Origin of the sequence: Paralysiella testudinis (assembly GCF_016894345.1) — a bacterium.
Lineage (GTDB): Bacteria > Pseudomonadota > Gammaproteobacteria > Burkholderiales > Neisseriaceae > Paralysiella > Paralysiella testudinis.
This window is the reverse complement of sequence record NZ_CP069798.1, coordinates 2,141,100-2,154,447: the sequence shown is the minus strand read 5'-3', so window position 1 is coordinate 2,154,447 and position 13,348 is coordinate 2,141,100. Positions and strand designations below refer to the sequence as shown.

The window sequence follows — 13,348 nt, the reverse complement described above, 5'->3', positions numbered from 1 at the left end:
CAAAGAAGCCGATTTTAATGCGTTTTTAATCGGCTTTAGGCTTGAGGTTCAACGTCTTTTTGTGGAATCATAGCCCGATTATCCACATTGGGCTGTATTATTGCTTCTTGCGCCCGGTTTCGCCGCGCTATTTGCTTGTTTAAAGGATGGATGCTCATGCGTTTACCCCAAATGCCTGTACCCGAGCTGCCGCACCGGCAGCATGAATTGCAATTTTATGAAGGCTTCACCCAAACGGTGTACACCACCGATGAAGAAAAGCAGTTTCCCGATGGCCGCCTGATTGTATCCAGCACCGATACCAAAGGCATTATTACCCATGCCAACGATGCCTTTGTGATTATGAGCGGCTGGGAGCGCGAGGAGCTGATGGGCTCTTTGCACAGCATTTTGCGCCATCCCGATATGCCCAAAGCCGCGTTTAAAGACTTGTGGGATACGGTGAGCACCGGCACCAAATGGCACGGCTATGTGAAAAACCTGCGCAAAAACGGCGGTTTTTACTGGGTGTATGCCACGGTGGTGCCGAATATCCGCGACGGCGAAATCCAAGGCTACACTTCGGTGCGGCGCAAGCCTTCGCGCAGCAAGGTGGCGGAATTGGGTGCTTTGTATGAGCAAATGCTGGCGGCCGAAAGGAGTGCCTCCTGATGATTCAGTTTCTGATTGCCCCCGATTTTCCGCCGCAATATTTTGCCGGCTGGCATTTGCTCAATACCCGCTTGCAGCGCAAAACCAATGCCGCCATCCACCTGCAAACCCCGGCCAGCCCGCAAGAGGAGCAGGCGCTGATTGCTTCGGGCACGGTGGACATCATTTATGCCAACCCGTTTGATGCGGCGCAGTTGGTACGCGATATGGGTTATCTGCCCTTGGTGCGCCCGGTGAACAAGCCCGATGAAATGGTGATTGCCACGGCGGCCAGCCAGCCTTTACAAACGCTGGAAGACATCAAGCCCGATATGCGTGTGCTGCACACCGAAAATCGCGATGTAAAGCTGATTGGTTTGCGCTTATTGGAAGCGGTGGATTTAAATGAAGGCAACTTGCAGTGGGTTGAGGCCGATGCCTTCCAAGCGGTGGCACGGCATTTGATTGACGGCGATGCCGAGGTGGGCTTTTTCCTCGCCAGTGCCTATCAAGGCTTGTCCAGCCTTACGCTTAACCAGTTGCGCACCTTGATGGAAAGCAAAATTACCGATATTTCGCATGTATTGCTGCTGCATCCGCGCCACAGTGCCCAGCAAGAAAAATTGCGCAGTGCTTTTCTGGAAATGGGCAACGATGCGGCCGGCCAAATGGTGTTGGAAGACTTGGGGCTGCCTGAAGGCTTTGAAACCCTTACCCAAGAAGACGCCGAATTTATGATCGACTTAATGGAAACCTTGTTGGATTAAGCTTGGTTATGCGGTTTATTATGGCGGCAAAAAAGCCACTGCCATCGGCAGCATAAAGCCGTTATAATCCGCCCTAATCCAGTCACACCACACCATTGCGCTGGCCGCAATGGTGTTTTTTATCGCGTGTGCCCACAAGGTCAATCAATCGGGAGGCGGTCATGGCCGTATTAAATGCATTATTGGGGATGGCAGTGCTGTTGGGCATCGCCTTTGCCTTGTCTACCCACAAGCGCCATATCCGTTTGCGCACGGTATTGGGGGCGTTTTTGCTGCAAGTGGGCTTGGGCGCGTTTATTTTGTATGTGCCCTTAGGGCGCAATATGCTGCTGGCGGTATCGGATGTGGTGGGCAAGGTAATCGGCTATGGCCAGGAAGGCATGGGCTTTCTGTTTGGCGGGCTGATTTCCGACAAGATGTTTGAGCTGTTTGGCGGTGGTGGCTTTGTGTTTGCGCTGCGGGTGTTGCCGATGATTGTGTTTTTTGCTTCGTTGGTGTCGGTGTTGTATTACTTGGGCGTGATGCAGTGGGTGGTGAAAATCATCGGCGGCGCTTTGCAAAAATTGCTGGGTACTTCGCGCGCCGAATCGATGTCGGCAGCGGCGAATATTTTTGTCGGCCAAACCGAAGCGCCGCTGGTGGTGCGCCCCTACATCAAAACCATGACCCGCTCTGAGCTGTTTGCGATTATGTGCGGCGGCTTGGCTTCGGTGGCGGGCACGGTGTTGGGCGGCTATGCGCAAATGGGCGTGCCTTTGCCTTATCTGATTGCCGCTTCGTTTATGGCGGCACCGGGCGGTTTGCTGTTTGCCAAAATGATGGTGCCGGAAACCGAAACCGTGCGCCCGGAGCCCGATTTGAGCCAAGAAGATGAAGACAACCAGCCGGTAAATGTGATTGATGCCGCCGCCGGTGGTGCCATTACCGGCGCGCAAATTGCTATTGCTGTGGGCGCTTCTTTACTGGCGTTTGTGGGGCTGATTGCGATGATTAATGGCATTATCGGCGGCGTGGGCAATTGGTTTGGTTATGGCGGTGTTACCTTGCAAGGCATTTTGGGCTGGCTGTTTGCGCCCTTGGCTTGGGTAATTGGCGTGCCGTGGGGCGAAGCCACCATTGCCGGCTCGCTGATTGGGCAAAAAGTGGTGGTCAACGAATTTGTGGCTTATGCTTCTTTTGTGCAATACATGCAGCCGGGCAGTGCCGTGGTGCTGAGCGCCAAAACTCAGGCCATTATTGCCTTTGCCCTGTGCGGCTTTGCCAACCTCGGCTCGATTGCGGTACTGGTGGGCGGCTTGGGCATCATGGCGCCGAGCCGACGCAAAGACGTGGCACGCTTGGGCTTTAAAGCCGTGATTGCAGGCACTTTGTCTAATCTGATGAGCGCGGTGATTGCCGGTTTGTTTATTAGCCTGTCCGGTGTGTCGGTATTGGGCTAGATTGTTGATTGATAATGAAAAGGCTGCCTGAAACGTGTGTGTCGATTACCAAAGTTCAGGCAGCCTTGTATTGTGTGTGATTGATGAATAAACCCGAAAACCGTTTGGTGTTGGCGCCGATGCAAGGGCTCGTGGATGACGTGATGCGCGATTTGCTCACCCGCATCGGCGGCTTTGACGAATGCGTCACCGAATTTGTGCGCATCACCCACACCGTGCATTCGCGCCCCACATGGCTGAAATACATGCCCGAGCTGCAACACGGCAACCGCACCCGCGCAGGCGTGGCGGTAACGCTGCAATTGCTGGGCAGCGATGCCGACAATATGGCGGCGAATGCGCTGGAAGCCGTGCGCCACGGCGCAGACAAAATCGACCTTAACTTCGGCTGCCCGGCGCCCACGGTAAACAAACATGCCGGTGGCGCGGTGCTGTTGCAAGAGCCAGCACGCATCGAAGCGATTGTGCGCACCTTGCGCCAAAGGCTGCCTGAACAGATTGCCTTAAGCGCCAAAATGCGTTTGGGCTATACCGACAAAACCTTGGCGCTGGATTGCGCCCGTGCCATCGAAGCCGGTGGTGCCGGATCGCTCACCGTACATGCGCGCACCAAAACAGAAGGCTATGAGCCGCCCGCGCATTGGGATTGGCTGGCGCGCGTGCGCGCGCATGTGCGCATACCGCTCACCGCCAATGGCGATGTGTTTTGCTTGCAAGACTATATCGACATCAAAGAAATTAGCGGCTGCCACAGTGTGATGCTGGGGCGCGGCGCGGTGATGGTGCCCGATTTGGCACGTCAGATTGCCGCTTATGAAGCGGGCCGCCCACCGGCGCCGTTAAGCTGGGCCGAACTGATGCCGTGGATACGGCTGTTTTTTGAGCTGTGCTGCGCCAAAGAAGCCAATAATAAATACCCGTTGGCGCGTTTAAAGCAATGGCTGGGCATGATGAAAAAAGCTTACCCGGAAGCAGCGGTGTTGTTTGATGCCATCCGCACCTTAAAAGAACCGGCGGCGGTGGCGGCCATATTGGCTGCCTGAAAGTATCCTGATGAAACTGATTACCTCCGGCGACAATGCCCGTTTAAAACAATTGGCCAAGCTGATTCAAAGCCGCCGCGCGCGCCAAGCGGCGCAGCAGGCGGTATTGGAAGGTGTGCATCTGCCGCAGGCGTTTGCGGATGCGGCTTATCGGATTGAGGCACTGTATCTGCCGCAACACAAACTGGCCGATGCCGAAGTGACGGCTTTATTAAACAGGCTGCCTGAAACACCGGTGTATGTGGTGGCCGATGCGGCGCTGGGCAAAATCAGCAGCCTCACTCAAGCCGACGACATCATGGCGCTGATTGCCTTACCACCGCCGCCAAGGCTGCCTGAAAGCGGCGATTGCGTGGTGCTGGAGCGGGTGCAAGACCCGGGCAATGTGGGCACCATTTTGCGCAGTGCCGCCGCCGCCGGAGTGGCACAAGTGTTGCTCAGCGCCGATTGTGCCGATGTGTGGTCGCCCAAGGTATTGCGCGCGGGCATGGGCGCTCATGCGCAGTTGCAGATTTTCAGCGATGTGGACTTGCCCGCCTGGTGTGGCCAATACCGTCCGCCGCTCTACGCCACCGCCCTGAGCGCCGACAGCCGCAGCCTGTATGCGCTGGACTTGCGCCCAGAAGCCGCTTGGCTGCTGGGCAACGAAGGCAGCGGCGTGTCGGCTGCCATGCAGGCCGCCGCCGATGTGCGGGTGCAGATTCCGATGGCGGCCAATACCGAATCGCTCAATGTGGCCATGGCCGCCACCGTGTGTTTATTTGAGCAGCAGCGCCAACGTATGGCTTGAGTTGGATTGAGAAATAACTGAAGATACTCGTTTACTTATCAAAGGCTGCCTGAAATGCAAAACCGTTATTGCCGAACTTGATTTGTTAATCGACTGGCAAGCTGTGAAATGAAACGGGTTATTTTAAAAATAGAATGTGTTTTTGTATTCGTTTCTTATCGTTTTACTTTGCGCTTTTTGGCCGCGCGGCCACCTACTTTCTTTGCTTCGCCAAAGAAAGTAGGCAAAGAAAGGCGACCCCGGTTGCAGGTTTGGCTACGCCAAACTGCCCTCACTACACATGGTTTTGGCGGCGGGCGCTAGTCGCTGCGCTCCGGACCGCCCTTATTTCCGCCAAAACCACGTTCCGTTCGGCTGCGCCAAGGGGAAGGCTGCACGGATTTTTCGTTTCAGGTAATTTAAACAAAATAGTGTGTAAATGGCTGTACTTTAATGCGAGTGCGTAATTTCAGTGAATAAATTAAGGCTGCCTGAAAATGTTTTCAGGCAGCCTTAATGGCGTTTAAACGATGATTAAATATGGCTTTATATAGTGGAATGAAGAATAAAGTGATACAAGGCGCGAAGCCGCAGACAGTACAAGTAGTACGGCAAGGCACAGCAACGCCGTAGCACTTTGTTATGCATTTCACTATAGTTGCCATACTGCGCGATAAAAAGCGGGCTTTACAAATCCGCCAATCTTTCCTGGCTGGGCACAAAATAATAGCTGCCGCTGATGGCGGTGCTGATTTTGCTCAGCAGCAAATCGGTTTTGCCGTCCAGCTCGCCAAACATGCTCAGCAATTGCTGTTCGATATTGCGCAAGCGGGCGCAATAGGCAATAAACATCAGCCCTTGCTCACCGCTGGCGTTGCCATAGGGCAGGCTTTGGCGGATGATTTTCAGCCCTTGGCCGTTTTCTTTTAAATCCACCCGCCCCAAGTGCGATGTGGGCAGGCGCTGTTCGCTGGGTAATTCTTCGTTGCTGTGCTTGCTGCGGCCAATCACATTGGCTTGCTGCTCTTCGGTGATTTTGGCCCATTTGTGCAAATCGTGGCGGTATTTTTGCAGCAGCAAATAGCTGCCGCCCGCATCCAAGTTTGGCTCGGCAATAATGCCGATGGGGCAGCGGTCGGCGCCTTCGGGGTTTTCGGTGCCGTCAACAAAGCCGTCGTAGCCGCGTTCTTCGCGCAGGCGAAAGCCGTGGGTTTCGTCGGCGGGGCGGATGCTGTCGCCAAAAGCGGCCAGTACGGCCAGCGCCAGCAACATATTGGCACCGTGACTGAGCGACTGGATATGGATGGCGATATCGTGTTGGGTGGCCGGTGCCAAGCCCTTACCCAGCGGGGCAAACGGTTTCAAATCCAACCCTTCGCCGGGCTGGCGCAAGCTTTGCCACACGGCATCGCCAAAGCCGATGCACATGCCCAGCTTGGCTTCGGGCTGCAGGGCACGGTGCTGTTGCAAGCGCTGCAGGCTTTGCCGGCAGGCGGCCTTGATTTTGGCCATATCGGTACTGGCGGCATTGGCTTCAATCACAATGCAGGCAGTCATGTGTTCGGGCAGGATGGCGGTTTGCGGGGTGCTCATGGATATCCTCTAGCGGGTTTGCGAATAAGGGCTGGCGAAGTGTGCCATGGCGGCCAGCCTTAAGGTGTCGTTGCCCCAGAAACGGGCTTGCAGACGGTGCAATGGCCGCAGGCGGCGCAAGGCTTGCGCAACAGGGCGGTGCACGGATGCGGTTTCGGCAGCCATGGCGGCCTGCCATATCGGTACGGCCTGATCCAACACGCCGGCTTCTTGCAGCAAGCGGGCGCTGGAGTGCAAATAACACAGCCAATCGCGTGCTTGGCACAGCGGCAAAGGCAATACGCTGCCCGGATCGTCTTCAAAATCAATAAAACCAATTTGTTGCTCGGCATACATCAGGTTGCGGGCAAAGGCTTGGCTTAAATATTGGCCGTGTTGGTGTACTTGGGCAATGGCCTCCAGCCCCAGTTGCCAACGTTGCAGCAATACCGGCGGCGATTGGATTTGATGCCGCATTTCATCAAGCAAATTGCGCTGGCCAATGCTGCCCATCATCAGGGCATCGTGTTGTAGCGCCAATAAGGGCGGCACGTTGATGCTGGCGGCGGCCAAGGTTTGCAGGCGTGCCGCTTCGGTGGCAATACCGGCTGGGCCACCTAGATTGGGCACCGGGGTGAGTACGCCCAGCCGCAGCATTCGCGCCACGCCGCCGAGCAATCGGTAGCGCCAAGCCGGATTACGCGCATCGGCGCGGCGCACCCATACTGTTTCGCCATTGGCGAGCGTGTGGCGGGCAATATTGTTGTTTTGTTGTAATAAACACTGGCTTAAAGCGGCTGAGTAATCAAAAGAAGAGGGGCTGTGCATGAAGCTCCTGCGGCTGCCTGAAACGGATTTCGGCGCGGCGGCGTGGGTTAATGTAAGCGGCTATTTTACCGCAGTGAGGTGCAGGCAGCCACTGCGGTAATAGGGTTTGAACAGACCTGCTAGGGCAATAAATCTTTCAAGCGGTAATAGCCCACCCCCAGCCATTGGCTGGGCAAGCGCAGATAGGTGCCGCCGGGGAAGTTGCGGTGGCGCAGTTGCTCAAATAAGCGCAAGCGGCTGTCGTCGCCCAAAATTGCTTCGGCGGTAATTTGGCCGCCGATGCCGGTGGCGGCCACGCCGTGGCCGGAAAAGCCTTGCATAAAGTACAGGTTGGGGGCCAAGCGGCCGAAATGTGGGGCGCGGCTCATGCTGATGTCGACATGGCCGCCCCAAGCGTAGTCGATGCGAATATCGGCCAATTGCGGAAACACTTTGAGCATATCGCGGCGCATGCTGTGTTCGATGGCTTGGCGGCTGGGTTCGCGGCCGGAGTAGTTCACTTTGCCGCCAAACAGCAGCCGTTTGTCGGCGCTGAGGCGGTAGTAGTCGAGCACAAAGCGGGTGTCGCACACGGCCATATTGTTGCGGATAATGCCGTCGGCTCGTTCACCCAAAGGCTCGGTGGCGATGATGTAGGTGCCCACCGGCAGAATTTTGCCGGTGATGGGCTGAAACAGCGGCTGTTGCAAAGCGTGTTGGAATACGTTTACCGCCAACACCAGCCGCTGCGCTTGGATATTGCCCTGCGGTGTGCGGATGAGATAGCCGCCTTGGTGCGGCGCTACCGACAACATAGGTGTGTGTTCAAATAGTTGCGCCCCGGCGGCTGTGGCGGCACGCGCTAAGCCCAAGGTGTAGTTGAGCGGGTGCAGATGGCCGGCATTAGGGTCATAGAGGGCGCCGATATAGCGCGTGCTGCCCAATTGCGCCTGCAATTGCTCGCGGCTCCATTCTTGCTGGCCGTGGTAGCCATAAATATTTTCGGCTTCTTGCCGTGCTTGGTGCAATTCCTGTAAATGACGCGGTTTGATGGCTACGGTGGCATAGCCGCGTTGCCAATCGCAGTCAATCTGGTGTTGGCGGATGCGGGTATCGATTAAATCGACTGCGTCTACGCTGAGCTGCCACAGGCTTTGTGCGGTGCCAGTATTGCTGGCGGCGGCAATGGTGCTGCTGTCTGCCGCCCAACCGGGCAACACTTGGCCGCCGTTGCGCCCGGAGGCGCCAAAGCCGATGCGGGCGGCTTCAATCAATGCCACATTGTGTCCGGCTTCGGCCAGCGGCAAGGCGGTGCCGATGCCGGCCAAGCCGCCGCCGATAATGCAGGTGTCCACATCCAAATGGCCGTTTAGGGCGGGGTAGGTGCGATGGTCGTTGCGGCTGGCGCTGTAGTAGGAGTCGATGTGTTCTTGGAAATCGGGTTTTTGCATGGCGGCTCCGCTGTGCGATGGTGGCCAAAATGTTCAGGCAGCCTGAAAGGGCTTATTTCAGGCTGCCTGAAAGACGTGCACGATGATGGTGATTTTATTTTGCGGCTTGTTGTTCCAACTGCTGGCTTTGCCGATAGGCTTCGGCCATTTCACGTTCGCGGCGGGTGGTTTGGCGCATGATAAAGTAGTTCATGGCAATCACCAGCGTGCCCACCACGGCGATAAAGAGGGTGGCCAATACGTTCATTTGCGGATCCAGCCCCAGCTTGATTTTGGAGAATATCACCATCGGCAGGGTAGACGAACCGGGGCCGGACAAGAAGGAGGTAATCACCAAATCATCCAGCGATAAGGTAACCGCCAGCAAAAAGCCGGAGGCAATCGCCGGGGCAATTAAGGGCAGGGTAATCAGGAAAAAGATTTTCAATGGCCGTGCGCCCAAGTCTTTGGCGGCTTCTTCTAGCGATTGATCCAGCTCGGTGAGGCGTGAACGGATGACCACGGTGACATAGGCCATGCACAAAGTGGTGTGCCCCAGCCAAATGGTGAACCAGCCGCGCTCAAAATACAGAAACTGCAAAAAGCCGCTGTTTTGCAACAACATTTGCACCTGAATAATCAGCAGCAGCATGGAGAGGCCGGTAATCACATCGGGCATCACCATTGGCGCGGACACCATGCCCGCAAACAGGGTGCTGCCTTTAAAGCGCTTGATGCGCGCCAAGGCGTAGCCTGCCAAAGTACCCAATACCACCGCAGCGGTGGCCGAAGCCAAGGCGATGCGGATCGACAGCCATGCGGCTTCCAAAATCACGCCGTTTTGCAGCAGCTCGGCATACCATTTGGTGGAGAAGCCGCCCCAGATGGTAACCAAGCGCGATTCGTTAAAGGAATACACCACCAAAATCACCAGCGGCAGATACAAAAAGGCAAAGCCAAACACCAGCATGAGTTTTAAAAACCACGATAATTTCTGCTTATGCATGGCCGGTATCTCCTTCGATTTCGCGGGTTTCGTAGCGGTGGAACAGGGCAATGGGGAACACCAGCAAAATCACCATCACCACCGCCACGGCAGAGGCTAGCGGCCAGTTGTTTTGGTCGAAAAACGCCTGCCACAATACTTTGCCAATCATTAGGTTTTCCGGCCCACCCACCAACTCGGGAATTACAAATTCGCCCACGGCGGGGATAAACACCAGCATAGAGCCGGCGATAATGCCCACTTTGGATAAAGGCAGGGTGATGGTGAGGAAAGACTTAATCGGCCCGGCGCCCAAATCGGCGGAAGCTTCGAGCAGGCGGCCGTCGAGCTTCACCAATTGGGTATACAGCGGCAACACCATAAACGGCAAATAGGCATATACCATCACCAGATTTAAAGAAAAGCTGTTATAAAACATATCCAGCGGCGTATTGATAATGCCCCATTTGAGCAGGTAGTTGTTCAGAATGCCGTTGTGGCCGAGCAAGCTCATCCACGCATACACCCGCAGCAGAAACGAAGTCCAAAATGGCAGCATAATCGCCAGCAGCAAGCCGTTGCGGATGTTTTCCGGCGCGCGCGAAATGGCGTAGGCAATCGGGTAGCCCAGCAACAGACAGATGATGGTGGTGGTGAGTGCGGTTTTAATCGACAGCCAATAAGTAAGTAAATAAATATTGTCGCCGCGCCCGCCTTTGAACATTTGCCACAGCGAGCCGAAAAAGTCGCGGAAAATATCGCTGTAATTGATGTAGCTTAACGCCACATTCACGCGCCCCATATCGCCATCCACGGTGTACAGCGGCGTGTAGGGCGGAATCGCCAGCGCTTGTTCGGCAAAGCTGATTTTCAACACAATGGCAAACGGAATCAAAAACAGCAGCAGCAGCCACACATAGGGCACGCCCACCACCAGCCCTTGGCCGGGGCGGAAATTTTTGATGCGCTTCAATAGCAAGCTGGTCATAACGCGCTCCTTGCCCTTAGCGGTTCAGCGGGGTGGGCTGGTTGTCGGGCCAGCTGATGTAGACGGTTTCGTCCCAAGTGGGCGGAGTGATTTTGTTGAGCTCCCAATAAGACGACAATATCTGACTTTTGATGATTTTGCCCGAGGGCAGGCGTACGTGGAAAATGGCAAAGCTGCCCAGATAGGCGATTTCTTTCACCGTGCCTTGCGCCCAGTTGTATTCGCCTTGCTCAAGCGGCTGCTCGCGATGCAGGTTGATGTCTTCAGGGCGTATGGAGAGCCAAATTTTCTGGTCTTCCGGGCCGGTAATGCCGTGACCCAGCCGCACCGGATTTTGCAAATCAGGGCATTCAATCACCACATGATCAATTTTGTCTACCGTTACTTTGCCGGGGATGATGTTGGTTTCGCCGATGAATTCGGCGGTAAAGCGGCTGTTGGGATAGTCGTAAATATCGCTGGGCGGGCCTACCTGCATCAATTGCCCTTCGGACATAATGGCAATGCGGGTGGCCATGGTCATGGCTTCTTCCTGATCGTGGGTAACCATAATACAGGTAGCGCCCACTTGCTCCAGTGTGTTCACCAGCTCCAATTGGGTTTGTTGGCGCAGTTTTTTGTCTAGGGCGCCCAAAGGCTCGTCCAGCAGCAGCAGTTTCGGGCGTTTGGCTAGGCTGCGTGCCAAGGCCACGCGCTGTTGCTGGCCGCCAGAAAGCTGGTGCGGCTTGCGCTTGGCGTAGCGGCTCATTTGCACCAGCCGCAGCATTTCTTCCACCCGTGCGGCAATTTCGTCTTTGCTCAGCTTGTCTTGCTTCAGGCCGAAGGCGATGTTTTGCTCTACCGTCATGTGCGGAAACAGGGCATAGCTTTGGAACATCATGTTGATGGGGCGGTCGTAGGGCTGCAATTTGGTGATGTCTTGCCCGTCCAGAATAATCTGCCCTTGGCTGGGGGTTTCCATGCCCGCCAATATGCGCAGCAAGGTGGATTTGCCGCTGCCGGAGCTGCCCAGCAAGGCAAAAATTTCGTGCTTGTCGATATTGAGGCTGACATGATCCACGGCGTAGTTGTCGCCGTAGGTTTTCACGATGTCCTTGATTTGCAGATACGGGATTTTGGCGGCTTTGGCTGCGCTGGGTTCGCTCATTTTGCTCCGTGCTCCGAATGGTAAGTAATATGGTGGGCTTGTTCGGGTTTTGATAAAAGCCTGCGCATCCGTTGGTGTATGCCCAGCCTTGTCCAATTGGGAATTGTATTAGAGCCGCCGGGTAAGGGCAAATGAAATTGGCGGGCTTGTTGCCGGATTGGCCTGTCGTGACGCTAAGCCCGCCTTGGTGTACCATGCGCCTGTTTGCGAATTCAATGAAAGTACACCATGAACACCTTGCCTTTTCAGGCCGACATTGCCGCGCGCATGCAGGCTGACACCGATGAAACCATCCACCCGCAAGCCGTGTTTTACCAAACCGCCAACGGCTACTGGCTGGCTTGGCACAACGGCATTGCCGCCGTGTTGGCACCGGACACCCCGCCCGACATTCCCTGCGATTGGGTGGAAGGCGCGCACGATTTGGCCGAAATCGTGGCCTTGGTGGAAAGCGGCGAATACGCCGAAGTAGAAGAATTTGACGGCGACGACGAGGCTTGGCAGGCGGCGATTGATGCGCAGCAACATCACCATTGATAGTAAAACTTTTTTCAGGCAGCCTTTACCATGAGCAAACATATTTTATTGGGCATCAGCGGCGGCATTGCCGCTTATAAATCGTGCGAATTGGTGCGGCTGCTGAAAAAGCAAGGGCATGAAGTGAGTGTGGCCATGAGCCGTGCGGCCACCGAGTTTGTGCATCCCAATACCTTTCAAGCGCTCAGTGGCAATCCAGTGCTGGTAGACACCCACGGCAGCGGCGATGGCAACGGCATGGCACACATCAACCTTACCCGCGCCGCCGATGTGATGCTGATTGCCCCGGCCACCGCCAATACCTTGGCCAAAATCGCCCACGGCGTGGCCGATAATTTGCTCACCAATCTGGCCGCCGCCCGCAAATGCCCGCTGGCCGTAGCCCCTGCCATGAATGTGGAGATGTGGTTTAACCCGGCCAATCAACGCAATATTGCCCAATTGCGCCAAGACGGCGTACATATCTTCGAGCCGGCCAGCGGCGAGCAAGCCTGCGGCGAAGTGGGCGTGGGGCGTATGCTCGAAGCGGTGGAGTTGGCCGACTTACTGGCCGATGTGTCGACGCCGCAAACGCTGGCGGGCAAAAAAGTGCTGCTCACCGCCGGTGCCACCTTTGAAGCCATCGACCCCGTGCGCGGCATCACCAATATTTCCAGCGGCCAAATGGGCTTGGCTTTGGCGCGCGCCTGCCGTGCTGCCGGTGCCGAAGTAACCCTGATTTACGGGCAAGTGCAGGCACCGATTCCGGCCGGATTGGCGCAAGCCGTGCAAGCCGTGAGCGCCGAAGCCATGTATGCCGCCGTACACCGCCATATCGGCCGCCAAGATATTTTTATTGCCGTGGCCGCGGTGGCCGACTACAAAGTGAAAAACAGCCACGCGCAAAAACTGAAAAAAGACCTTTCCGGCAGCCCGCCGCTGATTGAACTGGCCGAAAACCCCGACATCCTCGCTTCCGTGGCCGCCTTGCCGCAGCCGCCGTTTTGCGTGGGCTTTGCCGCCGAAAGCGAACGGGTGCTGGAATATGCCCGCATTAAGCGCGCCAAGAAAAACATTCCCATGCTGGTGGCTAACCAAGTAGCGCAAGCCATGGGCAAAGACAGCAATCAAGTTACTATCTTAGACCAACACGGCGAAACCGCACTGCCGCACATGAGCAAAGCCGACACCGCCACCGCAATTGTGGCGCATTTGGCGGGTTTGTTGGTTTAGACTGTGCTCAACCTATACAAAA

13 protein-coding genes are annotated in these 13,348 nt (G+C 55.8%); 7 read left to right on the top strand and 6 right to left on the bottom strand.

The features are described from left to right. Window positions 1-156: 156 nt before the first annotated feature. The 5 genes from JQU52_RS11065 (at window position 157) to JQU52_RS11045 (ending at window position 4,669) form a co-directional block, all read left to right on the top strand. Window positions 157-651 (top strand): PAS domain-containing protein, encoded by a 495-nt coding sequence (locus tag JQU52_RS11065; RefSeq protein ID WP_230338542.1) that lies wholly within the window; start codon window positions 157-159, stop codon window positions 649-651. After that, the gene (locus JQU52_RS11060) at window positions 651-1,397 is read left to right on the top strand and encodes a PhnD/SsuA/transferrin family substrate-binding protein (RefSeq protein WP_230338541.1); all 747 of its coding nucleotides are present in this window, start codon (window positions 651-653) and stop codon (window positions 1,395-1,397) included. Before JQU52_RS11065 ends, JQU52_RS11060 begins: the two co-directional genes overlap by 1 nt. 161 nt (window positions 1,398-1,558) lie before the next feature. Further along, entirely contained in the window at window positions 1,559-2,836 is a 1,278-nt protein-coding gene (locus tag JQU52_RS11055) for a NupC/NupG family nucleoside CNT transporter (protein WP_230338540.1), read from the top strand. An 83-nt stretch (window positions 2,837-2,919) separates the two neighbouring features. Next, window positions 2,920-3,879 (top strand): tRNA dihydrouridine synthase, encoded by a 960-nt coding sequence (locus tag JQU52_RS11050; protein ID WP_230338539.1) that lies wholly within the window; start codon window positions 2,920-2,922, stop codon window positions 3,877-3,879. A gap of 10 nt (window positions 3,880-3,889) precedes the next feature. Further along, on the top strand, window positions 3,890-4,669 hold the full coding sequence (locus tag JQU52_RS11045; RefSeq protein WP_230338538.1) for a TrmH family RNA methyltransferase: 780 nt from the start codon (window positions 3,890-3,892) through the stop codon (window positions 4,667-4,669). 666 nt (window positions 4,670-5,335) lie between these two features. Here the strand turns inward: JQU52_RS11045 and JQU52_RS11040 are convergent. From JQU52_RS11040 to JQU52_RS11015, 6 genes are all read right to left on the bottom strand, one after another. Continuing rightward, window positions 5,336-6,241, bottom strand: a complete 906-nt coding sequence (locus JQU52_RS11040; RefSeq protein ID WP_230338537.1) for a Dyp-type peroxidase — start codon at window positions 6,239-6,241, stop codon at window positions 5,336-5,338. A 9-nt stretch (window positions 6,242-6,250) separates the two neighbouring features. Continuing rightward, entirely contained in the window at window positions 6,251-7,048 is a 798-nt protein-coding gene (locus tag JQU52_RS11035; RefSeq protein ID WP_230338536.1) for a BUD32 family EKC/KEOPS complex subunit, read from the bottom strand. A gap of 119 nt (window positions 7,049-7,167) precedes the next feature. Next, the gene (locus JQU52_RS11030; RefSeq protein WP_230338535.1) at window positions 7,168-8,478 is read right to left on the bottom strand and encodes an NAD(P)/FAD-dependent oxidoreductase; all 1,311 of its coding nucleotides are present in this window, start codon (window positions 8,476-8,478) and stop codon (window positions 7,168-7,170) included. 94 nt (window positions 8,479-8,572) lie between these two features. Then, window positions 8,573-9,463 carry an ABC transporter permease subunit gene (locus JQU52_RS11025; RefSeq protein ID WP_230338534.1) on the bottom strand — a complete coding sequence of 297 codons (891 nt, stop codon included), beginning with the start codon at window positions 9,461-9,463 and terminating at the stop codon, window positions 8,573-8,575. Then, the gene (locus JQU52_RS11020) at window positions 9,456-10,421 is read right to left on the bottom strand and encodes an ABC transporter permease subunit (RefSeq protein WP_230340570.1); all 966 of its coding nucleotides are present in this window, start codon (window positions 10,419-10,421) and stop codon (window positions 9,456-9,458) included. Before JQU52_RS11020 ends, JQU52_RS11025 begins: the two co-directional genes overlap by 8 nt. 25 nt (window positions 10,422-10,446) lie before the next feature. After that, window positions 10,447-11,577: an ABC transporter ATP-binding protein gene (locus JQU52_RS11015; RefSeq protein WP_230338533.1), complete on the bottom strand. Its 1,131-nt coding sequence runs from the start codon at window positions 11,575-11,577 to the stop codon at window positions 10,447-10,449. 228 nt (window positions 11,578-11,805) lie between these two features. Here JQU52_RS11015 and JQU52_RS11010 point away from each other — a divergent pair, with 228 nt between their 5' ends. Then, window positions 11,806-12,114 carry a general secretion pathway protein GspG gene (locus tag JQU52_RS11010; RefSeq protein ID WP_230338532.1) on the top strand — a complete coding sequence of 103 codons (309 nt, stop codon included), beginning with the start codon at window positions 11,806-11,808 and terminating at the stop codon, window positions 12,112-12,114. Between the two features lie 30 nt (window positions 12,115-12,144). Next, window positions 12,145-13,326, top strand: coding sequence for a bifunctional phosphopantothenoylcysteine decarboxylase/phosphopantothenate--cysteine ligase CoaBC (gene coaBC, locus JQU52_RS11005; RefSeq protein ID WP_230338531.1), 1,182 nt, complete (start codon window positions 12,145-12,147; stop codon window positions 13,324-13,326). The last annotated feature ends 22 nt before the right edge of the window (window positions 13,327-13,348 follow it).

Bases quoted from the DNA above. Each gene is read 5' to 3' on its own strand.
- JQU52_RS11065 (WP_230338542.1), top strand. From the start codon at position 157: ATGCGTTTACCCCAAATGCCTGTACCCGAGCTGCCGCACCGGCAGCAT.
- JQU52_RS11060 (WP_230338541.1), top strand. From the start codon at position 651: ATGATTCAGTTTCTGATTGCCCCCGATTTTCCGCCGCAATATTTTGCC.
- JQU52_RS11055 (WP_230338540.1), top strand. From the start codon at position 1,559: ATGGCCGTATTAAATGCATTATTGGGGATGGCAGTGCTGTTGGGCATC.
- JQU52_RS11050 (WP_230338539.1), top strand. From the start codon at position 2,920: ATGAATAAACCCGAAAACCGTTTGGTGTTGGCGCCGATGCAAGGGCTC.
- JQU52_RS11045 (WP_230338538.1), top strand. From the start codon at position 3,890: ATGAAACTGATTACCTCCGGCGACAATGCCCGTTTAAAACAATTGGCC.
- JQU52_RS11040 (WP_230338537.1), bottom strand. From the start codon at position 6,241: ATGAGCACCCCGCAAACCGCCATCCTGCCCGAACACATGACTGCCTGC.
- JQU52_RS11035 (WP_230338536.1), bottom strand. From the start codon at position 7,048: ATGCACAGCCCCTCTTCTTTTGATTACTCAGCCGCTTTAAGCCAGTGT.
- JQU52_RS11030 (WP_230338535.1), bottom strand. From the start codon at position 8,478: ATGCAAAAACCCGATTTCCAAGAACACATCGACTCCTACTACAGCGCC.
- JQU52_RS11025 (WP_230338534.1), bottom strand. From the start codon at position 9,463: ATGCATAAGCAGAAATTATCGTGGTTTTTAAAACTCATGCTGGTGTTT.
- JQU52_RS11015 (WP_230338533.1), bottom strand. From the start codon at position 11,577: ATGAGCGAACCCAGCGCAGCCAAAGCCGCCAAAATCCCGTATCTGCAA.
- JQU52_RS11010 (WP_230338532.1), top strand. From the start codon at position 11,806: ATGAACACCTTGCCTTTTCAGGCCGACATTGCCGCGCGCATGCAGGCT.
- coaBC (WP_230338531.1), top strand. From the start codon at position 12,145: ATGAGCAAACATATTTTATTGGGCATCAGCGGCGGCATTGCCGCTTAT.